This window comes from Sinorhizobium sp. 8-89, from assembly GCF_030124325.1.
Lineage (GTDB): Bacteria > Pseudomonadota > Alphaproteobacteria > Rhizobiales > Rhizobiaceae > Sinorhizobium.
This window is the reverse complement of record NZ_JASKLR010000016.1, coordinates 17,613-43,904: the sequence shown is the minus strand read 5'-3', so window position 1 is coordinate 43,904 and position 26,292 is coordinate 17,613. Positions and strand designations below refer to the sequence as shown.

The 26,292-nt window shown below is 63.5% G+C and carries 25 protein-coding genes; 16 read left to right on the top strand and 9 right to left on the bottom strand.

Annotated features, from left to right (window positions below; all coding sequences use genetic code 11):
* The first annotated feature begins 58 nt into the window (after positions 1-58).
* Positions 59-253, top strand: coding sequence for a hypothetical protein (locus QN219_RS24075; protein WP_284002591.1), 195 nt, complete (start codon positions 59-61; stop codon positions 251-253).
* A 56-nt stretch (positions 254-309) separates the two neighbouring features.
* Here the strand turns inward: QN219_RS24075 and QN219_RS24070 are convergent, their stop codons facing one another.
* The 5 genes from QN219_RS24070 to QN219_RS24050 all read right to left on the bottom strand — a co-directional run bounded on the left by QN219_RS24070 (position 310) and on the right by QN219_RS24050 (position 7,533).
* Entirely contained in the window at positions 310-2,016 is a 1,707-nt protein-coding gene (locus tag QN219_RS24070; RefSeq protein WP_309486620.1) for an HAD-IIB family hydrolase, read from the bottom strand.
* A gap of 270 nt (positions 2,017-2,286) precedes the next feature.
* Complete coding sequence (locus QN219_RS24065; RefSeq protein WP_284002589.1) at positions 2,287-2,895, bottom strand: glutathione S-transferase family protein; 609 nt, start codon at positions 2,893-2,895, stop codon at positions 2,287-2,289.
* Positions 2,896-3,468: 573 nt separating this feature from the next.
* Positions 3,469-4,539, bottom strand: a complete 1,071-nt coding sequence (locus QN219_RS24060; protein WP_284002588.1) for an ABC transporter ATP-binding protein — start codon at positions 4,537-4,539, stop codon at positions 3,469-3,471.
* Positions 4,527-6,545, bottom strand: a complete 2,019-nt coding sequence (locus tag QN219_RS24055) for an iron ABC transporter permease (protein ID WP_284002587.1) — start codon at positions 6,543-6,545, stop codon at positions 4,527-4,529. The genes QN219_RS24060 and QN219_RS24055 overlap by 13 nt, the downstream gene beginning before the upstream one ends.
* Before the next feature lie 7 nt (positions 6,546-6,552).
* A complete protein-coding gene (locus QN219_RS24050; protein WP_284002586.1) occupies positions 6,553-7,533 on the bottom strand; it encodes an ABC transporter substrate-binding protein in 981 nt (326 codons plus the stop codon).
* 585 nt (positions 7,534-8,118) lie between these two features.
* On the opposite strand from QN219_RS24050, the gene QN219_RS24045 reads away from it, so the two are divergent.
* The 4 genes from QN219_RS24045 (at position 8,119) to QN219_RS24030 (ending at position 10,317) form a co-directional block, all read left to right on the top strand.
* Positions 8,119-8,445: a hypothetical protein gene (locus tag QN219_RS24045; protein WP_284002585.1), complete on the top strand. Its 327-nt coding sequence runs from the start codon at positions 8,119-8,121 to the stop codon at positions 8,443-8,445.
* Positions 8,446-8,622: 177 nt separating this feature from the next.
* On the top strand, positions 8,623-9,465 hold the full coding sequence (locus QN219_RS24040) for a hypothetical protein (RefSeq protein WP_284002584.1): 843 nt from the start codon (positions 8,623-8,625) through the stop codon (positions 9,463-9,465).
* A complete protein-coding gene (locus tag QN219_RS24035; RefSeq protein ID WP_284002583.1) occupies positions 9,455-9,724 on the top strand; it encodes a hypothetical protein in 270 nt (89 codons plus the stop codon). Before QN219_RS24040 ends, QN219_RS24035 begins: the two co-directional genes overlap by 11 nt.
* Before the next feature lie 170 nt (positions 9,725-9,894).
* Positions 9,895-10,317, top strand: coding sequence for an NUDIX domain-containing protein (locus QN219_RS24030; RefSeq protein ID WP_284002582.1), 423 nt, complete (start codon positions 9,895-9,897; stop codon positions 10,315-10,317).
* Positions 10,318-10,831: 514 nt separating this feature from the next.
* On the opposite strand, the gene QN219_RS24025 is transcribed toward QN219_RS24030, so the two are convergent.
* Positions 10,832-11,497: a DUF924 family protein gene (locus QN219_RS24025; RefSeq protein ID WP_284002581.1), complete on the bottom strand. Its 666-nt coding sequence runs from the start codon at positions 11,495-11,497 to the stop codon at positions 10,832-10,834.
* A gap of 92 nt (positions 11,498-11,589) precedes the next feature.
* Between QN219_RS24025 and QN219_RS24020 the strand changes: the two genes are divergently transcribed.
* From QN219_RS24020 to QN219_RS23990, 7 genes are all read left to right on the top strand, one after another.
* Complete coding sequence (locus QN219_RS24020) at positions 11,590-12,492, top strand: LysR family transcriptional regulator (protein ID WP_284002662.1); 903 nt, start codon at positions 11,590-11,592, stop codon at positions 12,490-12,492.
* 303 nt (positions 12,493-12,795) lie between these two features.
* The gene (locus QN219_RS24015; protein WP_284002580.1) at positions 12,796-13,005 is read left to right on the top strand and encodes a cold-shock protein; all 210 of its coding nucleotides are present in this window, start codon (positions 12,796-12,798) and stop codon (positions 13,003-13,005) included.
* A gap of 142 nt (positions 13,006-13,147) precedes the next feature.
* Positions 13,148-13,435 carry a cold-shock protein gene (locus QN219_RS24010; RefSeq protein WP_284002579.1) on the top strand — a complete coding sequence of 96 codons (288 nt, stop codon included), beginning with the start codon at positions 13,148-13,150 and terminating at the stop codon, positions 13,433-13,435.
* 188 nt (positions 13,436-13,623) lie between these two features.
* Positions 13,624-13,863 carry a 30S ribosomal protein S21 gene (gene rpsU, locus QN219_RS24005; protein WP_284002578.1) on the top strand — a complete coding sequence of 80 codons (240 nt, stop codon included), beginning with the start codon at positions 13,624-13,626 and terminating at the stop codon, positions 13,861-13,863.
* A 456-nt stretch (positions 13,864-14,319) separates the two neighbouring features.
* The gene (locus QN219_RS24000) at positions 14,320-15,438 is read left to right on the top strand and encodes an efflux RND transporter periplasmic adaptor subunit (RefSeq protein ID WP_284002577.1); all 1,119 of its coding nucleotides are present in this window, start codon (positions 14,320-14,322) and stop codon (positions 15,436-15,438) included.
* Positions 15,439-15,441: 3 nt separating this feature from the next.
* Entirely contained in the window at positions 15,442-18,675 is a 3,234-nt protein-coding gene (locus tag QN219_RS23995) for a multidrug efflux RND transporter permease subunit (protein ID WP_284002576.1), read from the top strand.
* Positions 18,676-19,088: 413 nt separating this feature from the next.
* Positions 19,089-20,165, top strand: a complete 1,077-nt coding sequence (locus tag QN219_RS23990) for a diguanylate cyclase domain-containing protein (protein WP_284002575.1) — start codon at positions 19,089-19,091, stop codon at positions 20,163-20,165.
* A gap of 129 nt (positions 20,166-20,294) precedes the next feature.
* Here QN219_RS23990 and QN219_RS23985 read toward each other — a convergent pair whose 3' ends face one another.
* The 3 genes from QN219_RS23985 to QN219_RS23975 form a co-directional block, all read right to left on the bottom strand.
* Positions 20,295-20,876, bottom strand: coding sequence for a VOC family protein (locus QN219_RS23985; RefSeq protein WP_284002574.1), 582 nt, complete (start codon positions 20,874-20,876; stop codon positions 20,295-20,297).
* Between the two features lie 156 nt (positions 20,877-21,032).
* Positions 21,033-21,845 (bottom strand): methyltransferase domain-containing protein, encoded by an 813-nt coding sequence (locus QN219_RS23980; protein WP_284002573.1) that lies wholly within the window; start codon positions 21,843-21,845, stop codon positions 21,033-21,035.
* Positions 21,846-22,042: 197 nt separating this feature from the next.
* On the bottom strand, positions 22,043-22,951 hold the full coding sequence (locus tag QN219_RS23975) for an SDR family oxidoreductase (protein ID WP_284002572.1): 909 nt from the start codon (positions 22,949-22,951) through the stop codon (positions 22,043-22,045).
* Positions 22,952-23,030: 79 nt separating this feature from the next.
* Between QN219_RS23975 and QN219_RS23970 the strand changes: the two genes are divergently transcribed.
* The 4 genes from QN219_RS23970 (at position 23,031) to QN219_RS34050 (ending at position 26,232) form a co-directional block, all read left to right on the top strand.
* Positions 23,031-23,609: a TetR family transcriptional regulator gene (locus QN219_RS23970; protein ID WP_284002571.1), complete on the top strand. Its 579-nt coding sequence runs from the start codon at positions 23,031-23,033 to the stop codon at positions 23,607-23,609.
* A gap of 114 nt (positions 23,610-23,723) precedes the next feature.
* On the top strand, positions 23,724-24,398 hold the full coding sequence (locus QN219_RS23965) for a glutathione S-transferase family protein (protein ID WP_284002570.1): 675 nt from the start codon (positions 23,724-23,726) through the stop codon (positions 24,396-24,398).
* A 56-nt stretch (positions 24,399-24,454) separates the two neighbouring features.
* Positions 24,455-25,624, top strand: a complete 1,170-nt coding sequence (locus tag QN219_RS34055) for a CSS-motif domain-containing protein (RefSeq protein ID WP_309486618.1) — start codon at positions 24,455-24,457, stop codon at positions 25,622-25,624.
* The gene (locus tag QN219_RS34050) at positions 25,621-26,232 is read left to right on the top strand and encodes an EAL domain-containing protein (protein ID WP_309486617.1); all 612 of its coding nucleotides are present in this window, start codon (positions 25,621-25,623) and stop codon (positions 26,230-26,232) included. Before QN219_RS34055 ends, QN219_RS34050 begins: the two co-directional genes overlap by 4 nt.
* Positions 26,233-26,292: the final 60 nt, after the last annotated feature.

The window sequence follows — 26,292 nt, the reverse complement described above, 5'->3', positions numbered from 1 at the left end:
GAACAAACAAAGCTCCCGCACGTTCAAACTCAGTTTCGCTCACGGAGGAGTGGCTGCAATGGGTGTCGAAAAAGCCCCGACGGCGAAGGGCAAGCAATCGTCGCGCGGCCTGCACAAAAGCGCCGCCAAGGAAGAGAAAAAGGTGGAAGCACAGAAGGGTTCCGATCTCGCCAAAGGCGCCGACCGGTTCGACGAGCGCTCGAAAAGCTCGGACGGTAGGAGTGCCGGCTCCAAGCAGAAGCCGAACCGGTAGAGCCTTTTTGATCTCTACGCCTGGAAAAGCGCCGGCGATTGCCGGCCGGCTCAATCCTACCCCAATGCGGGTGCGGTGTAGCGACGGCGTACCGCCTCGGCGATCCTGTCGCGGCTCTCGGCGGGCGAGAGCGCACGATCCTCTTCGATGCCGGCGGCTTCCGCCGCCAGGTCCGGATCGCCGATGCGTTCCTCGAACCATTTCGAATAGTCGCCGGCCCGCAGATGATGCTCCCAGGTCTTGTCGTCGATTCCTTCGGCGATCTGCAGGAACATCATCAGATTGTGGGCGCGCAGGTTCATTTCGTTCTTGGGCCCGCGGAAATAGAAGCTTGTCTGCTCGTCCATATGGCCTTCGGCGTATTTCCGCGTGTGGCGCTTGCGGGTCTGCCGCGGTTTCTCGACCCGGATGCGGCGCACGGGCGCTCCAGTCGAGCGTTGCCAGAAAAGAACCTCATCCTCCTCCTGCGGCTCGTCGAGGCCGTCCGGCGGCGCTTCGCCGACGGTCGTGCAAAGAGCCTCGATCACCTCGCGCGCCTTGGGGCCGAGCGCTGCGACGGCGGTGACTGCCGCAAGCGCGTCGGGAGAAACGGCATCCGGATGGACGGTGATCATGATCATGCCCGAGCGGTCGTCCGAAAGCGCAAGCGAGGCACTGTCGCGTGACGCCGGCATGAGGTGATGGGCCTCGTCGATGATCAGCCAGTGCGGCCTGCCGGTTTTGGCCCGAAGCGCCGAAAGGCCCGGCATCAGTTCGGCGAAGAACGCCGGCCGTTCCTCCACTTCGAAGCCGAGCGCATTGACCACGACGTTGTCCTCCGGATTGGCGAGGAGTTCCAGCACCTCGCTATCGGTGGGTGTCGCCGAACTGCTGCCCAAGGTCACCGCGCCCTCGAGACCCTCGTAGTCGCCCTCGGGATCGAAAACGCAGAACTGGCAATGCCGCTCCCGCATGCGCTCCGAAAGGGCCGTTGCCAGCGTCGACTTGCCGATGCCGGAACTTCCGGCGATCAGCAGGACATCAGGCGGCCCGATTTCGACCGTCCCCTCGTCGTCCTCGCCGATCGGCACCTGGTGACGTGCATTGGCGCAGAGCGCGTAATCGAGCTCAATGATCTGCCCGATCAATTCCTCCACGCCGGCGCCCCGCGCGCCTTCGAGGACGAGATCGGCCGTTTCCTTGAGCGCAGGCACGGCATTCGTGACCGCAGCGCCGCAGCCGCACGTTCTCAGGAGCGCGTGATCGTTCTCCGCATCGCCGACCGCCACGACGTTAAGGAAGGAAAGCTGCATCTCCTCGAGCGCCGATTTCAGACCGGTCGCCTTGTTGACGCCGCTCGGAAGCACCATCACCGCGCCCTTGTTGAAAATGATCTCGAGTTCGAGGCCGAGCTCGTTGATCGCCTCGAGAGCCGTGGCCTGATGGGGCTCCCAGGTGGCGACGATGGACCGCCCGACGGATATCTCTTCGACGCCCTTCTGCCTCAGGCGCTCGACGAATTCCGGCGGCGGCGCGGGCGCAAGCGGCCGCTCCTCTTCGGAATCGGGCGAATAGAGCAAGGCGCCGTTCTCGACGACGACCCTGTCGAAGAGGTCCGTATGGGGAAAGACGCGCTTGAGGTCCGGCAGCTCGCGGCCGGTAACGAGGAGGAGCTTGCGGCCGGTCTCCCTCAGTCTTTTCAAGGCCTCGAGGGTTTCCGGCCTGACAACCCCGTCCTCGGCCAGGGTGCCATCATAATCTGTCGCAAGGGCCATGACATACATTTGCTCGCCGCCTCTCTTCCCGGCCATCAAACGCGCATGTTCCTGGCCGTCGCCGTTGATCTCCTGGACAAACCGAACGTGCGAGCGGGACGCTGGTTCCCGGGCATGGGCGGACGCTGTGCGTGTTCAGGGAATGTTCGACGTCGGAGCGGCGAACTCCCGCCGCAAGGCCGACATGGAGCCGACCTGCGAGCCAAGAGCAATTCCAGGAAAATGCGTAACGGTTTCCGTCCGGAATTGCGTCGTTTCAAATGCCTTGCGTTCCGGCGCTCACGCGTTCCAGGTCGGGCGGCTCCGGACCCGCTCGTTCCAGCGCTGGACGTTTGTGAGCGACGCCGGGATTTCCATGCCGAAGGCTTCGCCCAGCCAGCCACACACGCCGGCGGTGATATCGGCGATCGAGAAACTGTCGCCGGCAAGGAACGGCCGACCGTCGGCAAGCTCGCGGTCGAGCCAGGCCCACTTCTTCGGCACCGCCTGCCGCTCGGTCTCGGCAAAGGCCGGAAACTGCGTGAGGCGATCCTTGAAGAAGTCTTCGGTGTGGAGCGCGACATTGCCGACCGTGGCGAAGATCACCAGTTCGGCCCGGCGGTTCCACATCTCGACCTTGGCGCGGCTGACCGCGTCGGTTCCGAACAGCGGCGGCTCTGGATGCGTCTCTTCGAGGTAACGGCAGATCGCGACGCTTTCGGTGATGATCGTCCCGTCGTCGAGTTCCAGCACCGGAATCTGACCGAGCGAATTGAGTTTCAGGAATTCCGGCGACCTGTGCTCATTCTTGAAGAAATCGATGTTCGCCATCGGCAGCGTGATGCCCTTCTCCGCCATGAAGATGCGCACACGGTAGGAGTTCGGTCCCATGCCCTGGTAGAGTTTCATTGCTTCCTCCCTTGATTGGTCAAGCATTGTTTGCACTATCGCATTATTGATTGTTTAAAGCAACCAGTTAACTTTTTGATACAGTTTTCGGCGATGGAGGCTCCACCCTTGCGTCATCACGGACAGGCGTTCCATCATCGTCGCCCCCGTACCTTGGGCGAAATTCTGGCCTTGGGCGAAGTTCTGGCCTTCCACTCCGTCATCCTCGGATCAAGCCCGAGGATGACGACAAGAGAGATCGTGCACCTGCTTGCGCTGGCATCCTCTCGCCACTAACCCTGGCACGGCCCACACCCCAACCTCCCTCACCCCTGTGCTTGTCACAGGAGTCCAGCAGCGCCGCGTCGGCGGCGTGAATGACTCGCTTTCAGCATGTGCGACGCGGCATCGGAAACACCGGTAGACGCTCCGCGCGGCCCAAAACATCCGACTGTCGACCATACGGAGTCTCCGGCGCCCAAGGACTTGGGCGCGCTGGATTCCTGTGACAAGCACAGGAATGAGGTGCGCATACTTCGCCGCTGGTTAGCCGGCAGCGACGCCGTATGTGTGGCACCGCCGCCACCGCCAGCCTCAAAGCCGCCAACCGCTCGCGATCACGAACGGCGCGGTCTGCCCCTCCGCGATCGCCACGCTGCTGAAAGCCTTCAGCCGCTGGCCGTCGGGAAGCGCAAGCGCCACGGCGAAGCGCTCGCCTTCGAAGACGCAGGAGATCACCCGCATCGGAATGCCGTCGGTACCGCGGTGGACGTGCTCGGGCCGCACGAGAACATCGGCAAGTGGCACGTCGGCTCGGGGCACGTCGGCAGGCGGCCCGCCGACCGCACCATTGGCCGCGTGCGACCCGAGCGCCTCGCGCAGTACCGGCCAGCCGAGCTGTCTTTCGCCGGTCTCCGCCAGCGGCAGCTGCAAAATACTGCCGCGGCCGATCAGCCCGCCGACGACGCGGCCCTCCGGCCTGGCATAGATCTCTGCCGGCGGCGCCACCTGCAATAGCCGGCCTTCCGACATCACCGCGACGTCGGTCGCGAGCGCCATCGCCTCGGCCTGGTCGTGGGTGACATAGACCATGGTCGCGCCGGAGCGCTCGTGGAAGGCGTGAAACGTCTCCTCCATCGCCTTCCTGAGATGCTGGTCGAGATTGGCAAGCGGCTCGTCGAGCAGCACGACATCCGGCTGGGTGACGAGGCAGCGGGCGAGCGCCACCCGCTGGCGCTGGCCGCCGGAAAGTGCTGACGGCCGCCGCTCGGCAAAGTCGGTGAGTTTCACCAGCGACAGCGCCTCGCCCACGAGCTTCCGCCAGCCCGCGCCGGAAATCCCCCTCACCTTCAAGGGATAGCCGACATTCTCCGCGACCGTCATATGCGGCCAGAGCGCATAGGACTGGAACACCATCGCCATGTTGCGCTTTTCCGGTGGCAGCGCGCGCTCGGCGTCCGAAAGCCGCCGCTCGCCGTAGAAGATCGAGCCGTCGCTCGGCTGCTCGAATCCGGCGATCATCCGGAGCACCGTCGTCTTGCCGCAGCCCGACGGGCCGAGGAGCGCGAGGAAGGCCTGCTTGCGCAGCGTGAGGGAAACGTCGGCGACTGCAGGCCTTCCTCCGCCGAAATCCTTGGTCAGGTGATTGAGGATCAGTTGCGCCACGGCAGCACGCCCTCCGGCAGGTACTTTGCGAAAAATTCAAGCGCCGCCATCAGCGCGATCACGAGCAGGACGACGAGCACCGAGAGGGCCGAGGCGAGATCGGACGAGCCGCTGTCGTCGAGATTGAAGATCGCGACGCCGAGCGTCTGCGTGCCCGCCGACCAAAGCAGCGCCGAGACGGTGAGTTCGTTCGCCGCGATCAGGAAAACGAGGATGATGGAGGCCCCGGCCGCCGGCGCGATCAGCGGCAGCAGCACATCGCGCATGCGGCGGGAAAAACCCGCTCCGGCAAGCCGCGCCGCCTCCTCGAGCGAGGGGTCCATCTGGAGAAACGCGCTCATGACCGGCTTCAGGCTGACGGCAAGGAAGGAAGAGAAATAGGCGGCGAGGATGATCCAGATCGTGCCGTAGAGCGAGACACCGACAAGCGGCAGCGGTGCCGCGAAGGTGAGGATGAAGGCGACGGCGAGCACGATGCCGGGCAGCGCATAGGGAACTTCGATCAGGATCGCGATGAGATTGGCGAGCGCGCCGTTCCGCCGTGTCAGCAGATAGGCGGCCGGCACGGTGACCACAAGCAGCCCGAGCGCCGCGGCCGAGGCAAGGAACAGCGAATTTTTCAGCGCCGTCAGCGTGATCGACTGCCGGAACAGGATTTCGCCATAGGCGCTGAGCGACACGGTCTTGAGATTGAGCGGCACGCCATAGGCCGGCACCAGCGAGCTTGCGACGAGCGCCAAGAGGGGCGCGACGAGCACCAGCGCCAGCACCGCCCATAGCAGCGCCTCCAGCACGACGCGCCATCGCCCGAGCGCGAAGGCGGCGCGCGCGCCGGAATGGCCGATCAGGCGATAGTCGCGGCCGGCAAGGGCGCGCTGCTGCACGATGAGCCCGCCGGCGGAGATCGCCGCGATCAGCGTCGAGATCAGCGCGATCTCGCCGAAGGTGGCAGCGCCGAAACTCGCCAGCCGGCTGAAGATCAGCGTCGGCAAGGTCTCGATACCGGCCGGAATGCCGAGGATCGCCGGAATGCCGAAATTGCCGATGCCGGAGACGAAGGCGATCGCCCCGCCGGCGATCAGCCCCGGCAGCCCAAGCGGCAGCACGATATCGCGAAAAACCCGGAACGGGCCGGCGCCCGCAAGCCGCGCCGCCTCGATGCCCTCGCGCGGGCTCGCCGCAAGCCCGGCTTTGAGCGCCAGGAAGACGAGCGGCGCATGCTGCACGCCCAAGAGAAGCGCGATGCCGGAAAGCGAATAGAGCGGCTGCGGGCTGCCGAGCGGCGGCGCGAGCCCAAGCGTCTTGAGCAACGGGCTTGCCGGGCCGGACATCTCCACCCAGGCAAGCGCCGTCACCTGCGGCGGGATCATCATCGGCAGCATGAAGGCGAAGCTCAAAATCAGCTTGCCCCTGACGTCGGTGAGCGCCACCGCGAAGGCGAAGAGCGAGCCGAGGAGAAGCGAGACGACCATGCCGCCCGTGGCGGTGACGAGCGTATTGCGGAGCGCCGCGAAGGTCGCCGGCTCGAAGATCAGCCGCGCCGCCTCGCCACCCACAAGCCCGCTCACCCCCGCTCCGGCAAGGCGGGCAAGCGGCAGCACCGAGAGCAGCAGCACGGCACCAAGCACGAAGGGCAGCAGCCAGGCCGGCTCGCCGCCAGACGCCACTCGCGGCCTCCGCAAAGAGAAGGCGAACCACCGCCCTGCCTGGCCGCCGTGCCGCGGCATCGCGTTGAGGGAACCACCTTCCGTTACATAAGGCATCGCCGGCAGCTCGACGCCGCTTAACGTCCGGGTCAGCGCGTTCGGCAGTTTTGCGGAAGTGGTTTGGGGAAGCCGGCTTTCCGCCGCCTCCCCGCCACCGAAGAGAAACCGCAATGGGCCGAAGCGCCACGCCTTCGACAGAAGGCGTCGAGGCGACCCCAGCAGTCCGGAGCCGCCTTCCGCATCAGATTCCGCCGGAGCGCCGCCGCGCCGGCCGCGGGCGATCTCGTCCGCTCGTGTCATCAGGCCGTCAGTTCGTCCCGAAAATGCCGGAGAAGGTTTTGAGGTCCGCTTCGGAATTCTTGACCGCCGCCGCGGCATCGACCGGCAGCACCTTGATCGTCTCGCGGGCCGGATAGCCTTCCGGCAGCGCCACGCCGTTGCGGGCCGGGATATAGCCCATCTTCGCCGCAACCTTCTGGCCTTCCTCGGAGATGAGGAAGTCCACGAATTTCTTCGCGGCATCGACGTTCTTCGCGGTCTCAAGGATGCCGACCGGCTCGGTGACGGCGGAAACGCCCTCGGCCGGGAAGACGAATTCCACCGGCGCGCCCTTGGCCTTCTCGCGGATCGCCATGAAATCGACGAGCATCCCATAGGCCTTCTCGCCGGTCGCAACCGCCTTCAAGACGCCGCCATTGCCGCCGGCGGCCGTCGCGCCGTTTTCGGCAAGCGCCTTGTAATAATCCCAGCCGAGGCCGGGAATGGTGGCGAGCGTCTCGGCATGGATCAGCGCAGCACCGGACGTAAGCGGGCTCGGCATGGTGACGAGGCCCTTGGCCTCGGGCTTGGCAAGATCCTGCCAGCCTTTCGGCTTCATCGCGGCCGAGGTGTTGTAGACGATGCCGGTGGTGATCATCTTGGTCGAATAATAGGCTCCATCAGCATCATAGAGCGCGGCATCATAGCCCGCCGCCTCGGGCGACTTGTAAGGCAGCAGATGCCCGCCCTCCTTCAGCCGCTGCATCGTCACCATATCGGCGATCAGAAGCACGTCCGCCACCGGATTGCCCGCCTCGATCTCGGCCATCAGCTTGGCCATGATCTTCGTCGTCCCCTCGCGCACCCACTCGACCTCGACGCCGGGGTTAGCCGCCTTGAACGCATCCACCGTCGCCTGCGCATCCTCGTTCGGCTGACTGGTATAAAGCACCAGGCTTTCGGCATAAGCCGCGGTGGACATGAGGCCGGCGACAAGCGTGGCGGCAACGGCGGAGAGAAGCGTTTTCATGGGATTTGCCCTCGGTGGGAGAAAGATGGCGCCGAGGGATAGAGCGGGTGTTTTACAAGGGTGTGACAGGGGGGCGTGGAAGCGAGCGCGGGTGAGTTTTGCGCCAATGGCGCCATTTGATGATTCCGCAGGGCCTATAGAATCCGTAATGCTAGCGAGTCCGGTCGAAGGCGGCTATCTGAATAGCTGAGGAGGGACAATTGATGACAATAAGCCAAGGATGGGCCGTCGAGCTTCTAGGCCGAAAGCTTGATCTAGACGACCTACGCGAAGAATTGAAGGCTCCATTTGATCCGTGGCTGGAGGAATATCGCGAGGGAAATGAGACTCTTCTGCTGCTTCGCTCAAAGGCTTGGCAGGCGTTCGCGACTACTGGCGAGACGGCGTCGGACGCTCGGCGGCTTGTCGAACAGATCAACGGGCGCACTGCTTGTTAGTCAACCCCACGCGCGCCGTATCGTGTGTGGCCGCATCTTTCGTTTCGGAGAAGATAGCGCGAGACTACCTGTTACGATCGAAGCAAGTTTGAACGTTACTGAAGAACCAGATCGGCTTGTCTCTTTCGCCACAGTAGGAGGCGGCAATGTGGAGACCAAGCTAACGCCATCAATTATGCAAAGACGGCTGGCGAAGGCGGATTCGCAGGATGCGATTGCTGATTTCCTCATCTTCCTGGCCAGGGCCGACAATTGGTTCGATCTCTATAAGGGCATGGAGAGGATTGAAGACTTCCTTGGAGGTGAGCGCAAAGTTCAAGAGATAAATAGCGGTTGGAAGAAAACGCGACAGACCGCTAACCGGTATCGGCACGCGCCGAGTGAGAGGCATCCACTGCCTCAAAATCCGCCAACGCTTGAGGAGGCCCGACGGTTGGTATTGGCTGTTGTGGGGCTGGTGATTGATTGCAAATAGACCCGCCTCACGGCTAGCTATCAATGACCGCTTTGGGCCAAATGCGAACCTTGCCACCGGAGGCCGCGAAGGTCACGACCCGACCCAAGGCGGCCATTCTTTTCTCGGGTTTGAGCTAGATTTCGATCATGCTTGAGCTTGATCATTCTTTCTAACATTCGATGGAGGAGGATCCCTGTGCGGCTCGACTACATAAAGGTTTGGAAGCTCTTGGGCGTCAGCAAGCTACCAGCGGGACCCCAGACCTCGACGCTCGGCGATCCTCCAATGGACTTCTCACTGACCGAAGACCCGGAGCCGTATTTTGTTCACATCGACAAGTTCCAAGCAGTCGCTAACGGGCTGCTGAAGGGGCTGTTAAAGGGCGGAGAAGATGGTTCTCTGGAAGAGCGGCTTGATAGTGAAATCGGGGCCGCCAAGGCGCGTCGAGCGGAAAACCGACGGCTAGGCTCCTACTTGATCGCACTGGCAGTGACGGATGTGCCTGAGCCGGAATTCAAAGCTCGTCGCGATGCAGGGGATTTTGAGATCGCGATAGACGGTCTCGACAAAGAGGCGATTCATAAAACTTATCGACCGGCAATCGACGCGATCCTCACAGGACTAGCCTTGCGTCTTCCGTCGAATGCTGACTTGAGGTGCGAAGAGATTGGGTCTGTGATCTTCCTAACGACGAATGGCGCTAAGCCTTTGTACGCGTTCTCATTCACAAGGGGAAATGCTACGCTGTCCGTCGCATCGTTGCCTCCGGCCGATCTGTTAGACGTGGCGGGCAGCATGGCGGAAAAAATGTTGGACGACACCAAGTTGCGACGTCCAATTGCATTGCTGACATCATCTATTAACAACACGTCTGACCCCCTCCAAGCCTATTTGGACGGGTGGAATGCTCTGGAGATATTTGTCCAATCGGTGTTCAAATCGACTTACGACGCCCCGGTGGCGCGAGATCATGGAGGCGGGAGTTCCAGCGGCCGCAAAGCCTGTGATCGATCGGTTGGTCGAGGTAATGAGCGATAAATATCGATTGGCGGACAAATTCCTAATCATCGCCACCATACTCCTTCCGGAAAGTGCGGCGGACGACGACACTGAATTTCGAAGGCTTAAGAAATCTCGAGATGGCGTGTTTCACGGCACAGATGATCCCGCTGATGTGTTCCCGACAGGCGCCATCCAAAAGCTCCTATTAAAATACCTTCTCGCGCATCTTCAGGCGGCGAATAGGACAGAGGCTGCCAATGCGAACGAGAATTCGCAATATTCCAGTCAGTCATGAAATATGAAGACGAGCTTTTGGGGGAAGGCGAGGAGTGCTATTCAGACCTCCGACGGACGAACTATGAGGCCACTGGGTCCAAAAGCCCTCTCCTGCCTTATTCGCCTCAGTGGATTAGCTCTCGTAGGTCCGCTCCCACCCATCTGTATTCGCCAACCAAGGTGCCCAACTTGACCACAATCCGCATCGCCGCTGCCCTCTTGCTCCGCCCCGACGGCCAAACGCTCCTCGTGCGCAAGCGCGGGGCGAGCGCCTTCATGCAGCCGGGCGGAAAGATCGCTCCCGGTGAAACGCCGGATGCGGCCTTGGCGCGGGAACTCAGGGAAGAGATCGACCTTGACGTCGAACCCGCGTCCTTTGAGCTCCTGGGTGAGTTCAGCGCCGAGGCATCCAATGAACCGGGGCACCGCGTCCATGCGGATGTCTTCCTCGTCAGGACGGAGCAGGTTCACTTCCACCCCGCGGCCGAAATCGAGGAATTGAGATGGGTGTCGCCCTTTGATGCTGCGGGCGTGGCGCTTGCCCCTCTCACCGCGGATCACATCTTTCCGCATTACCGGGAACTGATCGGGCGGAGAACACGCCGCCGTTAACTACGGATGGACTGGCAGCGGCACCAAGTGAATGACAGGAAGAAATTTGGGTAACCCGAGGCTTTTGTTTCTTGCCTCGGATGCGGTAGCTCGCTGAGTTGAAAACAACGACATCGAAGCTCACTTCGTCGGAGGAGATTCGCCTATACTACAGCGCCGCGCGTCTTATCAGACGCCACAGTACACGACAGTAGCTCAATTGGCTTCGCGGATGCTCTTTTTGCCCTCATTCCTGTGCTCGTCACAGGAATCCAGCAGCGCCGCGTCTGCGGCGCGGAAGAGTCTTTTCAGCCCAAAGACTTGGGCTGGCTGGATTCCTGTGACAAGCACAGGAATGAGGCCAGGAGGAGATGCGTTCCGTACCGCAACCAACAAGGTAGAAGCTGGCTACTGTCGTGTATTGTGATCAGACGCGCAAAGGACGCTGTAGCACTTTGAATTGCTGCATGTTTCTATCCTTAAATCGGCTACGACTTAAGGAAACATGCAGGAGGGGTCCGCTCGTCGCCCCCTCTCACCCTGCAAACCCACCCGCGTCGAGAAACCGCCGCTCCTCTTCCGTCATCGTCCGCCCGAGAATCCCGTTCCGGTGCGGGAAGCGGCCGAAGCGGCGGACGATATCGCGGTGGCCTATAGCGTGGGAAAGACTCGGCTCCCCGAGACGGCGGGCAAGTTCGACGGAGCGCTCCTGGTCGGCAAGCTCTTCCGAATGGCCGAACGGAAGATAGAAGAAGAGCTGCAGGTCGGCCGGCCCCTTGAGATCGTAGCCCGCGTCCACGGCGGCGCGTGCGATGCCGAGCGCCAGGGCGTCGGTCTCATACATGCGCGGCGTGCCGCGAAAGGCGTTGCGGGGGAATTGATCGAGGAGAAGAAGGAGCGCCAGCGTCTTCTCCGGCGAAACCGTCCAATCCAAGAATTCGCCGCGGGCCGCCGCCTCGTGGCTCGCGAGGAAGTGCTCGCGAAAGGCGCGATCGAACTCCGGCTCCTTGGCAAACCAACGTGTCGGCCCCGCGTCGCGCCAGAAGCCGATGACCGCCGCCGCCTTGTCCTCGCCGGCGAGCGCCTCGCGGAGCCGCGCGTTGACGGCGGGATTGGCACTCGCCGTTGGGTGGCCCCGCCCCTCCGCTGGCTGCAAGCTGCGCAGCGCCAGGCTTTCGATATACCCGATGAAGTCGCTCATTTCGTCCTCCAGGCTGTTGGGAGACCGCATGGGCCTCGCCCGAAGACCTACGACTTTGTGAATACTGAATGAAGTGATATGATTTCATGATTATGCTGAATGAAATCGACCTATCGCGCGCCGACCTCAACCTGCTGGTGCTCTTCGAAACAGTGCTTGACGAGGGGAATGTCGGCCGCGCCGCCGAACGGCTGAACCTCTCCGCCTCCGCCGTCAGCCACGGTCTCGGCCGCTTGCGGCGGCTGCTCAATGATCCGCTCTTCCTGAAGAATCCGAAGGGCGTGGTGCCGACCGATCGCGCCAAGGAACTGGCGACGCCGATAGCCGATATTCTCGCGCGGGTGAGAAGCGTCATCTCCACCGCCGAGCCCTTCGATCCGGCGCGCGCCCGTCGCCGTTTCACGATCGGCACGGCCGATGGCTTCTCGGTTTTCCTGCCGCCGTTGCTCGACGAGATCGCCCGCAACGCACCGGGCATCGATCTCGTCGTGCGTCACATGCAAATGGAGACGGCGCTTTCCGATCTCGATGGGCGGCTGATCGATGTGGCGATCGCCCCTTTTTACGAGCTGCCGGCCCGCTTTACCGCGCAACCGCTTTACGAGGAAGAGTTCGTAGTCGCGGCGCGGAGCGGCCATCCCTTCCTCGAAAACCCGACGCTCGAGAACTATTGCCGCATGCAGCATCTGCTTGTCGCCCCCAGAGGCGACCTCCGGGGCCTTGTCGACGAGCTACTCGAAAGCCGCGGCCTTTCTCGCCGCGTAGCCTTGGCCGTGCCGAATTTCTTGCTGGCGCTCGATCTCGTCAGCAAGACGCAGCTGATCTGCTTCCTGCCGAAGCGGTTCGTCGAGATGCATGCGGAGCGCTTCGCCGTCGCCACCACAAAGCTGCCGCTGGGCCTCGGCAGCCCCAGCGTCCAGGCGGTTGTGCCGAAGGCGGCGCTGATGGACGCCGGTCTCGTCTGGCTCCTCGACGTGCTCGGACGGCCTGGTTAGCTCGTCTGCACCCACTCTCAAACCGCTGCCGACCCACCTCGGCCAGCGTGACGATGGTCCTCCGAAACATTATCTCGGGTTCCAGTCGGGCTCGATGGTATTTCCCCGCCCCCAGAACCCGCCTCCCCGATTAAATTCGGCCTGTCCATTGCATATCCGGCAATAGCGTCTATATATAGCGCATCGAACATTGCTTGTGACCTTTGCCGAAGCGCCGATGCGCTTGTCAGATTTCCTCTCAAATATCGATCAAGCCGGATGAAATATTTGTCCGGAAACTCTCGCGATTGAAAGGAAATCGTTATGAATTCAGGCACTGTAAAGTGGTTCAACAGCACCAAGGGCTTCGGTTTCATCCAGCCCGACGACGGCCAGACCGATGTGTTCGTGCATGCTTCTGCCGTCGAACGCGCAGGAATGCGCTCGCTCGTGGAAGGCCAGAAGGTCACCTACGACATCGTGCGCGACAGCAAGTCCGGCAAGAGCTCGGCGGACAACCTGCGCTCTGCGTAATTTGTCATTCGCCGCCGCTGACCACGGATGTACTGGCAGTGGCGCGCGCGAATGACAGGGAAGAGGTCGGGGTAACGCCCGGCCTTTTTGTTTTGCCTCCGGAAATTCCCGACGCCGGAAGTTTCCGACAAAGGAGATGGCGATGAGCCGGAACAGGTACAGCATTGGCGACACGGTGGTTTTGAGGGCCGACCTCACCCGGACGGCGAGCGCCGACAGAAAGTGCTGCATCGTCGGGGTCCTGCCGGCGGCCGAATACGGAGAGCCGCAGTACCGCGTTCGCTTCGGCGCCGAGAACTTCGACCGGCGCATCTTCGAAGGCGATATCGATGCCACCGAGACGGACCTGCCGGCCCGGGCGGACGACGCGGCGGCGTTGGTCAGCGGCCGGCCCTGGCTGAAGCCGTTGAGCACCAAGGCGGCCAAGTGAAGCCGCTGAAGTGAACCGATCGCCTGAACCGATCGCCTGAACCGATCGTTTGAGCCCATCCGGGCGACGCGGTGAGGTTCAATGTGAAACCGGGAATGTGAACAGGGGGATGCCCCTCTTCAATCAAGACGAACCGCATATAACCAATGCAGAAACACGGCATTCGCCGTCGAAAGGAAGGATATACTTTGCAAGTTCTCGTCAGGGATAATAACGTCGAGCAAGCCCTTCGCGTTTTGAAGAAGAAGATGCAGCGCGAAGGCGTTTTCCGCGAAATGAAGGCGCGCAGCGCCTACGAAAAGCCGTCCGAAAAGCGCGTGCGCGAAAAGGCGGAAGCCGTGCGCCGTTACCGCAAGCTGGCCCGCAAGAAACTCCAGCGCGAAGGCCTGCTGCCCGGGCCGAAGAAGGTGGTGCGCGCCGCCCGCTGACGCTCTGAAGGCGCAATTCCGGAAGCGCCCGACCTGCAATGCACAGGAATCCAGCCACGGCGCGTCTGCGCCGTGTTTGACTCCTGGTTTGTCGACACCGGCTGGCAACGCAACCGTCCGTCCGGCAGGCGGTCCGTGGCCGCGACCATTCGTGCCTTCGGTTGAGCTTCCGCGCCGCGGACTTGGGCCGCTGCGTGTTTTTGCAGCAAGGCGCGCCGCCGCCCCTCCCCGTCACCGGTTCCAAAACCCGCCATCAAGGCCGGCGGGGTGTCCGGGTTGCCATGCGAACCCAAGGGCAAAATTTGCCCTTCCAATCCCGCCTTTCACAACTATCTTGTCGAGCACCACCAATCTCAAGTTGCGTGACTTGCACTGGTGAAAGTGCTCTGATTTCGAATATTCCAGCGGGGAAATAAAAGCCGCCTCAAAGCTGTTTCGTTCAAGGGAGGACGGTGCATGCGTGGTTCGAGGATCCTGGCTGCCGCCCTTTCGTCGGGCTTGCTTGTCGCAATTCCATCGCAAACGGCTTTCGCCCAGCAGGCACAGGCACCGGCGCCCGCCGTGGTCGTCGCGCCCGCCGCGATCATGGACCTGCGCGAAAGCGCGGACTTCACCGGCAAGGTCGTGGCGATCCAGAGGGTCGATATTCGCGCCCGCGTTTCCGGCTTCCTCGAGAAGCTCCACTTCACGGACGGGGATAAGGTCACCGCCGGCACTTTGCTCTATGAGGTCGAGGACGGCACCTATCGCGCCGCCGTCCAGGAGATCCAGGGCTCGATCGAGGCCGCCGAAGCGGCGCGGGATCTCGCCGTGCTCGAGCGCGACCGGGCGCAACGGCTGATCTCCAGCAACACGGTCGCACAGGCGACGGTCGACACCGCCAATGCGCAGGTGAAGAAGGCCGAGGCCGATATCGTCCGCCTCACAGGCAGCAGGCAGGCGGCCGAGCTCAATCTTTCCTATACGCGGATCGTCGCGCCCTTCGATGGCGTCCTCGGCCTTTCCTCCGTCGATGTCGGAGCGCTGGTCGGGCCGGATTCCGGCGCACTGGTCACGCTGACGCGGCTCGATCCGATCAATGTCGAGTTTCCGGTCTCGACCGCCATCTTCCTCGAATATCGCCAGCGGGCGCTGAGAGGCGAAATCGGCCGCGACGCCAATGTGCAGATCCTGCTGCCGGACGGCACCACCTATCCGCAGAAGGGCACGATCAACTTCGTCTCCAGCAACGTCGCAGCGGGCACCGACACGATCACGGTCAGGGCCGAATTTCCGAACCCCGACGCCCTCCTGCTCGACGGCACGCTGGTGCGCGTAACGCTCGAGGCAACCGACAAGCAGGAGGTGCTCGCCGTACCCCAGCAGGCGATCCAGCGCGACCAGCAGGGCGCCTTCGTGATGGTGGTCGGGGCCGACTCGAAGGTCGAGCTTCGCCGCGTCGACGTCGCGCGGACCACCCGCGGCCAGGCGGTCATCGGCAAGGGCCTCAAGGAGGGTGAGCAGGTGATCACGGACGGCGTCGGCAAGGTGCGGCCGGGCGTCACCGTCGATGCCGCACCGGCAACGGGCGGCTGAGCCATGATCTCCGAGATCTTCATCGACCGTCCGCGCTTTGCCGCGGTCATTTCCATCGTGCTCACGCTCGCCGGCCTGATCGCGCTCACTGCGCTGCCGGTCGCGCAGTTTCCGGACATCGTGCCGCCGCAGGTGAGCGTGACGGCGAACTATCCCGGTGCCGGCGCCGAGGTGGTCGAGTCGACCGTCGCCCAGCCGATCGAAAGCCAGATCGTCGGCGTCGACGACATGCTCTACATGAAGTCGACGAGCGGCGCCGACGGCTCCTACACGCTGACGGTGACCTTTGCCGTCGGCACCGATCCCGATATCGCCACCGTCAACGTGCAGAACCGCGTCTCGCTCGCCGAACCCAGGCTGCCTTCCGAAGTCAAGCAGACCGGCGTCAGCGTGCGCAAGAAGTCTTCCGCGCTGATGCAGGTGATCGCCATCTACGGCGAGGGCGAGAACAACAGCTTCGACAACCTGTTCCTGTCGAATTACGCCACCATCAACGTGATGGACACGATCAAGCGCGTGCCGGGCGTCGGCGACGCCTCGCTCTTCGGCGCGCAGGATTATTCGATGCGGGTCGTGCTCGACATCGACCGGCTGACCAGCCTCGGCATGACGCCGACGGACGTGATCAACGCGCTGCGCGCCCAGAACATCCAGGCGGCGATCGGCCGCATCGGCGCCCAGCCGATGACGGACGATCCCCTCTTCCAGTTGAACCTGCAGACCCAGGGGCGGCTCACCGATCCGGCGCAGTTCGAGAACGTGGTGCTGCGCGCCGAAGCCGACGGCTCCTTCGTGCGCGTGCGGGACGTCGCCAAGGTGGAGCTCGGCGCGGCGAGCGCGGATTCGAGCGCCCGCTTCAATGGCAAGCCGGTCGCGATGATCGGCACCTACCTGGCGCCGGGCGCCAACGCGCTTGAAGCCTCCGACGGCGTCAGGGCCGCGCTGGACCGCCTGTCGCAGGCCTTCCCGGAAGGCCTGACCTACAAGATCTCCTACGACACCTCCGAATTTGTCGAGGCGAGCGTCGAGAATGTCGTGCACACGCTGGTCGAGGCCTTCGTGCTTGTCATCATCGTCGTCTTCCTCTTCCTCGGCAACTGGCGCGCGACGCTGGTTCCGCTCGTCGCCGTTCCGGTGGCGCTCATCGGCACCTTCGCGGTGATCCTCGCAATGGGCTTCTCGCTCAACACCGTGTCGCTGCTGGCGCTGGTGCTCGCGATCGGCATCGTCGTCGACGACGCGATCGTCGTCGTCGAAAACATCGAGCGCGTGATGGAGGAAAACCCCGGCATGCGGGCGCCGGAAGCGGCGCGCCTCGCCATGGGCGAAATCACCGGCGCGATCGTCGCCATCACCCTCGTGCTGCTTTCCGTCTTCGTGCCGGTCGCCTTCATCCCGGGCTTGAGCGGCCAACTCTTCCAGCAGTTCGCGGTCGCCGTTTCGGTGTCGATGGTGATTTCCGCCATCAACGCGCTGACGCTCAGCCCCGCGCTCTGCTCGATCCTGTTGAAGCCGCATCACGGCGAGAAGCGCGGCATTCTCGGCTGGCTCTCGCGGCGCATCGATAATGGCCGAGACGGCTATGTCTATGTGGCCGAGAAGATTGCACGGCGCGCCGTGATCGGCGTGATCCTGCTCGTGGTCGCGATCGGCGCCAGCGGCTGGCTGTTCCGCGTCGTGCCGACCGGCTTCCTGCCAAGCGAAGACCAGGGCATGTTCTTCACGGAAGTCCGCCTGCCCGAAGGCGCCTCCTACAACCGCACCAATGTGGCGCTGCGCCAGGTCGAGAGCTTCCTCCGCGGCATCGAAGGCGTGCAGGACGTGACCAGCGTCGCCGGCTACAGCTTCCTCGACGGTATTGCCAAGTCGAACAGCGCCTTTGCCGTCGTCACCATGAAGCCGTTCGCCGAGCGCGAGGCGCCGTCGGCCTCGGTCAACAGCGCGGTCGCCACCGCCATGGCCAAGGGCGTGACGATCCGCGAGGCACAGGTCTTCGCCTTCAACCTGCCGCCGATCCTCGGGCTCGGCACCGGCTCCGGCTTTGAATATCAGTTGCTCGACCTGCAGGGCCGCCCGGCCGCGGACATCGCCGCGACAGCCGGCGGGCTGATCGTCGCCGCCAACCAGGATCCGAAGCTCGGGCCTACCTTCACCACCTATTCGGCAAGCTCGCCGCAGCTCTATCTCGATGTCGACCGCGACCGCGTGCAGGCGCTCGGCGTCTCGATCAGCGATCTCTTCGCAACGCTCCAGGGCACGCTCGGCTCCTACTATGTCAACGACTTCAACCTCTTCGGGCGCAGCTGGAAGGTGAACCTCCAGGCGGCCGAGGCCGATCGCGACTCGGTCAACGACATCCAGCGCCTGCATGTGCGCAATGCCGCGGGCGGCATGGTGCCGGTCGCCTCGGTCGCCCGCGTCGACTATATCGTCGGCCCGCAGACGATGGTGCGCTACAACAACAACCGCTCGATCACGCTGAACGGTCAGCCCGCCCCCGGCGTCTCCTCGGGCGAGGCGTTGCAGGCGATGGCCGCACTTTCCGCGACGACGCTGCCGCCGGGCTTTAGCTACGAGTGGACCGGCACGGCGCTGCAGGAGCTCGAGGCCGCCGGCCAGACGACGGTGATCCTGGCGCTCGCCGTGCTCTTCGCCTATCTCTTCCTGGTCGCGCTTTATGAAAGCTGGACGATCCCGATTCCGGTGCTCCTGTCGGTGGCCGTCGGCGTCGCGGGCGCCCTCGTCTCGGTGCTGATCGCCGGCCTCTCCTTCGACATCTACGCCCAGATCGGCCTTGTCGTCTTGATCGCGCTCGCGTCGAAGAACGCGATCCTGATTGTCGAATTCGCAAAATTCCGGCGTGAGAAAGGCGCGGGCATCGTCGAGGCCGCCGTCGAGGGCGCGCGCACCCGCTTCCGCGCGGTGATGATGACTAGCTTCGCCTTCATCGTGGGGCTGATCCCGCTGGTCACGGCCGAAGGCGCCGGCATGCTCAGCCGCCGCGCCGTCGGCACCGGCGTCGCCGGCGGCATGCTCGCCGCCTCCCTCCTCGGCATCTTCATCATCCCCGCCCTCTATGTCGTCTTCCAGTGGCTGCGCGAACGCGGCCACAAGCTCGCCGGGCTGAAAGAGCACGGCACAAGCGTACCGCCGGCAGCGAGGGAAGCGACCGAGATGCGGGGCGAGCACGAGGCGGCCGAGGCCCGGCGGGCGCATGAGTCGGTGGGACAGGATTGAGGGACGCGCACTCACACTCGACGCTCGTGTGGTCCACCAAGCCGATTTGGGCCGGCGCCCTACCCACCTCATTCCGTTGACGAGCACGGAATGAGGTGGGTGTGGGCATTCCCGCCAATCCAACAGACTTGAGGATGGAGTTTTCGGTGATGGCAACGGCGCTCGCTCCGACCTCCAGCGGCTACTTCTCCGCCTCTAAAATCCCCTGACCGCAAAATTCTCCCCATTCCCTTCACCCGCCTTTAACGCGCGTTCAGTTACTCTCAGCCGTTCGATCGGATGCATCAGGCATCGGTTCGTCCGCATCATGCGGGGTCGAAGAAAATCATTGCCGCCGTTTTCTGACCGAGGTTTCCGCTTCATGCGTTTCCTCCCCATCCGCGTCGGACGCTTCTTTTGAAAGGTGCCGCACCATGGCTGTCGTGAGCCCTTCCCCGAAACATATTGCGCAGCAGATCCGCAGGGACGTCTATTACAATGCCTTCGCCACGCTCGAGCGGATGCAGATCGATGCCTCCCCGGTCAATTACGAGCTGATGTGCGAAATCATCAGCGGCAACAATCCGGAACTGCGCGAGAAATTCGCGCGCCTCGGCCGCGACGTGACCGAGGAGGATCTGGACGTGCTGGCGCGCATGTACCTGCCGCACCACTTCGGCCAATCGGTCGTCGACGAATCCGCCAATCGCATCCACAGCGAGCTCTCGACGTTGAAGGAGTCGCTGCAATCGGGCCAGAACTCGCTTTCGAGCTACTCGACCATGCTCGGCCAGGCGAGCGGCAATTTCTCCTCGATTGATCCGGGCGACACCCAGAGGATCCAGTCCGAGCTGCAGGCGATCCGCGCCGCGACCGAGATCCAGCGTTCGAAAAGCGACGAGATGCTGGAAAGCGTGTCGACCCATATCTCGGCGGTGAGCGCGATCACCGGCGACCTCGACGAGTTCGAGCGCGCGAAGTTCACGCACGCCGCCACCAATCTCGCCAACCGGCGCGGCTTCAACCGCAAGCTCGCCGAGCTTTACGGCGGTGAGCGCTATCCGGACGGTGCGTCGCTGATCCTCTGCAATCTGCTGGCGCTCGAACCCTTCGAGAAGAAGGAGCTGATCAAGCTCAAGGAAGCGATCCTGCAGCGGCTCGGCTCCGTCGTCTCGCAGACCATCCATGCCACCGATTTCGCCGCATGGCTCGACCGGCCGCAGATCGGCATTCTCGTCGCGACGACCAGCGAGGCGGAGGTCCAGCGTGTTGCCGAGCATATCCGCATGAGCTGTCTGCGCGCCTTCAACGGTCAGCGGCCGGGCATGCCCGCCGTCACGGCCCGTTTCGGCTGCAGCACCACCTATGATGCCGATACGGCGGCAAGCCTCTTCGCTCATGCCGAAAAGGCGCTCGAAACCGCCGCCGAACAGGCCGGCGAAGCCGTCGTCTTCTTCGCCGAAGGCAAGGCCAGTGGCCAACGCAAGGACTGGTCGCTCTATCGGCGGTGACCGTTCGGCGTTGACGGGACGCCTTTGCCGTGCGCTGCATGCTGCCTCGCCACGACAGCGAGGCGTGTCTTGTCAGACGCGCTATCGACTGCGATTAAGCCGCCCGCCCCTGGTCTACCTCTCCCCTCGTCAATAGGGGTTCTTCGGCGTCCGGTCCGCCGACAAAGACGGCCGTGTCCGCTCGATCAGCACCTCGATGGCGTCGGCAAGATGCACCTCGGAGATATTGTAGTCGCCGCGCGCCACGCGCACCTTGTGCGCCTCCATGAGCACCTCGGCGTGGGTGTGGCCGGCCGGCGGCTCGAAGCGATACGAGGCGAGCTCGACCAACAGCCCGAGCGGGTCCTCGAAATAGATCGAGTCCATGAAGCCGCGGTCCTTGACGCCGCTGTGCCGGATCTCCCGCTCGTCAAGGCGCTCGACCGCCTGCCGGAACGTCGCGCGCGAGACCGCGAAGGCGATGTGATGCACGCAGCCGATGTCGGTCGACGTGCGCTTCGGATCGGGCTTGCGGTTCTCGTCGGTGAACACCGTGATCAGCCGGCCATCGCCCGGATCGAAATAGAGATGGCTTTCCGTCGCCCGGTCGAGGTTCGGCTGCTCGAAGACGAAAGGCATGCCGAGCAGGCCTTCCCAGAAATCGATCGATGTCTGCCGGTCCGCGCCGACCAGCGTGATGTGATGAACCCCTTGCGATTGCAGCTTTCGCATCGTCGTCCTCCCGTCTTTTTTGCAGGATGCAGGCGGGAACCGCTCGCCAGGTTTCCCCATCCGGCTGTTCTATGCTGTCAGGGTTGCAGACCGTAGAGCGTGTAACGGTTTCCCGTCTGGAATTTACGCGTCAGATCAATGGAGCGGGGAAATGCTCTACCGGCTTGCGCTCACGACATGGGCCCTGATCCGCCCCACGACCGCCCCCTCGCCGAAGCGTTGCCGAAGGGCATCGGCTGCCGCCCGCGTCGCCGCGTGGAGGCCCGAAGGGTCGCGGGCCTCGATTTCGTTTCTGAGCGGCGACCCCTGGCACAAACCGGTCGCGATCTCCTCCGCCGAGAGCGCGCCACTTTTCATTTCCAGCGTCTCCAGCGTGATGTTGCGGAAACCGGCGGCCTCCAGGTCGGCGCGGACGGCGGCCGGATCACCGTAGCCATACGGTGTTCTCGCGAGGAAGCGCGGCGGGTCGTCGGGAAAATGCTTGGCCAGGGCTTCCGTCACAGCCAGCGGCAATTCGTTCGCCTCGATCGCGTCCCAGACATTGAAGAGGAAATAGCCGCCCGGCTTCAGCACGCGGTGGGCCTCGCGGTAGGCCTGCACCCTGTCCGGGAAGAACATCGCCCCGAACTGGCAGAGCACGACGTCGAAGCTCCAGGCCGGGAACGGCAGAGCCAGCGCGTCCGCCTGCCGCCAGGTGATGCGCGGATCGTCGCCCTGCCTTTCAGCCGCAAGATCGAGCATCGGCTGGTTGAGGTCGGTCGCGACGAGCCGCGCGTTGGCGTCCATTTGCGGCGCGAGCGCGCGCGCGACGACACCGGTTCCGGCCGCGATCTCCAGAATGTCATGGGGCTTCAGCCGTGCCATGCGCGCGGCAAGGTCGCGCGCATAATCCGCGAAGATGAGCGGCACAAGCAGTCGGTCGTAGAGATCGGGTATCGCGCCCGCAAACACCTTGTCCGTTTCCGCCATCGTGCTCGCCCTCCCGCCAAACACATGCCCTACAGCGCCGTGCGTCTTTTCAGACGCCCAAAGGTCGCTGTAGCGCTTCGGATTGCTGCATGTTTTCGTCCTTAAAAATCGGGCCCCGATTTAAGGAAACATGCAGTAGCGCGATCATACGCCTGTGATGGGAAACGCGGAAGGTGGGCGGGCGAACTCCGCGGGGCTTAACGATATCCGGTCGCGTCCGCCGGCTTGCCGGGGTCCATCACCTCGTCCATATAGCGCCAGCAATCCGGCCGCGAGCCGTCGAGATCGGTGAAGCCGTAGACCTTGGCGAGGCCGCCGCTTGAGAGAGACTTGCCGTTCCAGCGGGACTTGTCCGGGTCGGCGGCAAGTGCTGCCACCGCGCGGCCGATGAAGTGCGGCGTTTCGGATATGACGAAGTGCGGCTGCTTCTCAGCCGCCTCGCGCCAGTTGGCCTCCGTCACACCGAAGGCCTCCAGCATCATTTCCGAACGCAGCCAGCCTGGCGTGAGCGAAACCGCCGTGGCGCCGTGGGACGCAAGATCGTTGGCATGCGCCCAGGCCATACGGTTCGCCGAAACCTTGGCGAGATCGTAGAACGGGGAGAGCCGGTAGTGCTCGGCATTGTATTCGGCCGTGCCGTCCGTCACCTCGACGAGAAGCCCACCCGGACGTTCGATCAGAAGCGGCAGCGCGTGGTGCGCGGTGATGAGATGCGTGTCGATCGCGAGCCGCAATATCCGGAGACCGTTTTCGAGATTGTGGTCCCAAACAGGCCTGTTCCACTCGAACAGCCGCTCGCCGCCCCAGATGTCGTTGACCAGAATATCGAGCCGGCCGCGCTCCTGGCGGATGCGCTCGACGAGCGCTTTCACCTGCTCCGGCTGCAGATGGTCAACCTGGACGGAGATCCCGACTCCGCCCGCCGCCGTAACCCGTTCCGCCGTTTCCTCGATCGTTTCCGGCCGGCGGTACTCCGATTGTTCCGTGCGCGTCGTCCGCCCGGTGACGTAGACGGTCGCTCCCGCGGCCCCGAGTTCCACCGCAATCCCGCGCCCCGCGCCGCGTGTTCCGCCGGCGACCAGCGCCACTTTTCCCGTGAGCGACATCCCTTCCTCCATCAAACCATTGGCATTCGGCGTCAGCGTTATATATAAACGCTTATTCGGTTATAAATAAAGGTCCAAAATGCCTCGCCCCAAAACCTTGCCCGACGAAGACGTGCTCGACATGGCGCTCGAGATCATGCGGAAGCATGGACCGGACGCACTGACCTTCGCCGCACTTTCGGCCGGCTGCGGCCTTTCCGCCTCGACGCTGGTGCAGCGCTTCGACAGTAAGGCGCGGCTCATCCAGGCCGCCCTCCTGCAGGCCTGGGACCGGCTCGACCGCCTGACACTCGCGCTTGCCGAGAGCACTCCGAGGACGCCTGAAGGCGCGGTGGCGCTGCTCATCGGGCTTTCCGGCGATTACGGCGGCATCGAGTCCTATGCCGACGACCTCATGATCCTGCGCGAGGACCTGCGCGACCCGGCGCTCCGCGCACGCGGCGCACGCTGGCGCGACGTGCTGTCGGAAGCGATCGAGGCGCGCTTCGCCGATACCCCGCAGGCACCCGCCGGCATCGGCCTGATGGTGGCCGCCCAGTGGCAGGGCGCCCTCCTCTGGTGGAGCTTCGATCCGCGCATGCCCGTGCAGGATTACGTCCGGCAAAGCCTCGACCGCTTTGTCGCCGGATTTGTGCAGGCGCGGGCTGACAACGGCTGACGGCCGCGCATCACAGCCTGACCGGCGCACCGAAAAGGCCCCTCTTTCTCGCGCCGTGATCGCGCCCTATAGTCATCCCACGACGGCATCCGACCGAAGACAAGGGATTACCCGATGGCGCTCACCCTCTATCTCCATCCGCTCGCCTCCTTCTGCCACAAGGTGCTGATCGCGCTTTACGAGACCGGCACGCCCTTTGAGAGCCGGCTCGTCGATCTCGCGGACGCCGAGGAGAACGCCCGTTTTCTCGAACTCTGGCCGGTTGGCAAGATTCCGGTGCTGCGCGATGACGCCCGCGACCGGACGGTGCCGGAAACCTCGATCATCATCGAATATCTCGATCGGTACTATCCCGGCAGGAGGCCGCTCATTCCGCTCGACGTAACGCAGGCGCTCGAAGCAAGGCTCTGGGATCGCTTCTTCGACCTCTATGTCCAGGTACCGATGCAGAAGATCGTCACGGACAGGCTGCGTGCACCCGACGAGAGCGACCGCCGCGGCGTCGCCGATGCGCGCGCAGCCCTCGCCGTCGCCTATGACATGGCCGAACGCCAGGTGGCCGACAGGACTTTCGCAACCGGGGAGATCTTCACGATTGCCGACTGCGCCGCCTGCCCCGCCCTCTTCTATGCCGGCATTCTCGTGCCGTTCGAAACAACCCATCCCAACCTCGCTGCCTATTTCGAGCGATTGCTCCTGCGTCCGTCGTTCCAGCGCACGCTCGCCGAGGCGCAGCCCTATTTCGATCTGTTCCCCTACAAGGACGATATCCCCGAACGTTTCCTCTGACGGCGAACGCCGGCCAGCGGGCGAAGCTCGAATAGACATGGGCAAACCTGCGCGCAGTGAAGGTCGCCTCCCGCAAATTCCGCACGTATCCGGCGCCCAACTCCACTCATGATCGTACGGCGCCAGCCCCTTATGGTAATATCCGCGCCAGCCTGCGCTGGCAGGAACCGTCCGGCGGAAAGCGCCCGCCGATTCCGCCAATCGCCCGCTTCATCGAGGACGCGGAAGTGAACCGGCAACGTGTCGTCATCGTCGCTGTGGCGCTTGCCGTGATCGGCGCCATCATACCGATCGCGGTGATGCTCTATGTCTCCTGGAATCTCGCCGTCAGGGCCGAGCAGGATCGCCTGGAGCTTTTCGCGGAACGAGCCATCACGCGCGCCAACAGGTCGTTCGCCGAAGCAAGACTTGTGCTCTTCACGATTGCCGATTCCGGCGTAGAGCCCTGCTCGCCCGACCACATCGCCCGCATGCGGCTCGCCGTCTTCGACAGCCGCGCCGTGGAGGAAATGGGCTATTTCGAGAACGGGTTCCTAAAGTGCACGTCCTGGGGGGTGACGGACGGAGCGGTCGAACAGGCCGGGGCGGATTACGTGACGCCCGACGGCGTCGCCGTGACGATCCGGATCCAGCCCGCTGTCAGCGGCGGCAAGCCGATGATGGCGCTTCACCACCGAAGCTACAACGTGCTGGTCGATCCCTTGCGCTTCGTCGACGTGATCCTCGACGAGGACATAACGCTCGCCATCGTCGGCGCAAACGGTACGCTCGTCAGCGCGCTGAATGCCCCGGATCCGGCCTTGATCAAATCGATCATTGCCGCACCGCGGACCGGCATAAACGAAAGCCATCTGTTCGCCGTGGCCCGCCGCGACGGCTGGCTGGCAATCGCGACCGCACCGCGCACCGGCATGCGGAATGATCTCAGGAGCCAGCAGATGATGCTCCTGCCGGTCGGCGCCTCTATCGCCGCCTTCATCATCGGGATCGTCTACTGGCTTTCGAAGAAGCGGCTGTCGCCGCTCGGAGAACTGACGCTTGCCGTACAGAACAGGGAGTTCATTGTTCACTACCAGCCGATCGTTGCGTTGAAGACGCATATTTGCGTCGGCGCGGAGGCGCTGGTGCGGTGGCGGCGTCCGGACGGATCGATCGTCCGCCCCGATCTCTTCATTCCTCTCTGGCCGAGGAAAGCGGCCTCATCCTGCCCATCACCGATCAGGTGATCCAGGCAGTCGTCTCCGACCTCGGCAAGCTTCTCGTCGCCGATCGCGGGCTGCACATCGCCATCAATCTCAGCGTATTCGACCTCAAGACCGGGCGGTTCCTGTCGGTGATCGAGAACGCGCTCGACCATACCGGAATACACAATGAGCAAATCTGGCTGGAGGTGACCGAGCGCGGCCTGATGGACATCGAGTCCGCGCGGGAGACGATCACAGCAGCGCGCGCACGCGGGCATATGGTCGCCATCGACGATTTCGGAACCGGCTATTCGAGCCTGCAATATCTGCAAGGGCTGCCGCTCGATGCCCTCAAAATCGACAAGACCTTCATCGACACGGTCGGCAGGGATACGGCGACGAGCTCGGTCACACCGCACATCATAGACATGGCTAAGACGCTGTCTCTCGTCGCTGTGGCGGAAGGCATCAAGACAAAGGAACAGGCGGATAGTCTGGCAGCGCTTGGGGTCGCCTTCGGCCAGGGCTGGTTCTTCGCCCGGTCGCTGCCGCTCGAAGAGTTCATCGCCTTCTATCACCAAAGCAAACAGCAATACGGCGCGAGCCCGGACGTTCTTCCACGGATGCCCGCCTACGGCATGGTTCCTTAAATCGGGACCGGAAACATGCAGTGACCCAAAGATTCGCGGCGCCAGCCCGGCCCGCTACCC

Bases quoted from the DNA above. Each gene is read 5' to 3' on its own strand.
- QN219_RS24075 (WP_284002591.1), top strand. From the start codon at position 59: ATGGGTGTCGAAAAAGCCCCGACGGCGAAGGGCAAGCAATCGTCGCGC.
- QN219_RS24070 (WP_309486620.1), bottom strand. From the start codon at position 2,016: ATGTATGTCATGGCCCTTGCGACAGATTATGATGGCACCCTGGCCGAG.
- QN219_RS24065 (WP_284002589.1), bottom strand. From the start codon at position 2,895: ATGAAACTCTACCAGGGCATGGGACCGAACTCCTACCGTGTGCGCATC.
- QN219_RS24055 (WP_284002587.1), bottom strand. From the start codon at position 6,545: ATGACACGAGCGGACGAGATCGCCCGCGGCCGGCGCGGCGGCGCTCCG.
- QN219_RS24050 (WP_284002586.1), bottom strand. From the start codon at position 7,533: ATGAAAACGCTTCTCTCCGCCGTTGCCGCCACGCTTGTCGCCGGCCTC.
- QN219_RS24035 (WP_284002583.1), top strand. From the start codon at position 9,455: ATGAGCGATAAATATCGATTGGCGGACAAATTCCTAATCATCGCCACC.
- QN219_RS24025 (WP_284002581.1), bottom strand. From the start codon at position 11,497: ATGAGCGACTTCATCGGGTATATCGAAAGCCTGGCGCTGCGCAGCTTG.
- QN219_RS24020 (WP_284002662.1), top strand. From the start codon at position 11,590: ATGCTGAATGAAATCGACCTATCGCGCGCCGACCTCAACCTGCTGGTG.
- QN219_RS24015 (WP_284002580.1), top strand. From the start codon at position 12,796: ATGAATTCAGGCACTGTAAAGTGGTTCAACAGCACCAAGGGCTTCGGT.
- QN219_RS24010 (WP_284002579.1), top strand. From the start codon at position 13,148: ATGAGCCGGAACAGGTACAGCATTGGCGACACGGTGGTTTTGAGGGCC.
- QN219_RS24000 (WP_284002577.1), top strand. From the start codon at position 14,320: ATGCGTGGTTCGAGGATCCTGGCTGCCGCCCTTTCGTCGGGCTTGCTT.
- QN219_RS23995 (WP_284002576.1), top strand. From the start codon at position 15,442: ATGATCTCCGAGATCTTCATCGACCGTCCGCGCTTTGCCGCGGTCATT.
- QN219_RS23990 (WP_284002575.1), top strand. From the start codon at position 19,089: ATGGCTGTCGTGAGCCCTTCCCCGAAACATATTGCGCAGCAGATCCGC.
- QN219_RS23985 (WP_284002574.1), bottom strand. From the start codon at position 20,876: ATGCGAAAGCTGCAATCGCAAGGGGTTCATCACATCACGCTGGTCGGC.
- QN219_RS23980 (WP_284002573.1), bottom strand. From the start codon at position 21,845: ATGGCGGAAACGGACAAGGTGTTTGCGGGCGCGATACCCGATCTCTAC.
- QN219_RS23975 (WP_284002572.1), bottom strand. From the start codon at position 22,951: ATGTCGCTCACGGGAAAAGTGGCGCTGGTCGCCGGCGGAACACGCGGC.
- QN219_RS23970 (WP_284002571.1), top strand. From the start codon at position 23,031: ATGCCTCGCCCCAAAACCTTGCCCGACGAAGACGTGCTCGACATGGCG.
- QN219_RS23965 (WP_284002570.1), top strand. From the start codon at position 23,724: ATGGCGCTCACCCTCTATCTCCATCCGCTCGCCTCCTTCTGCCACAAG.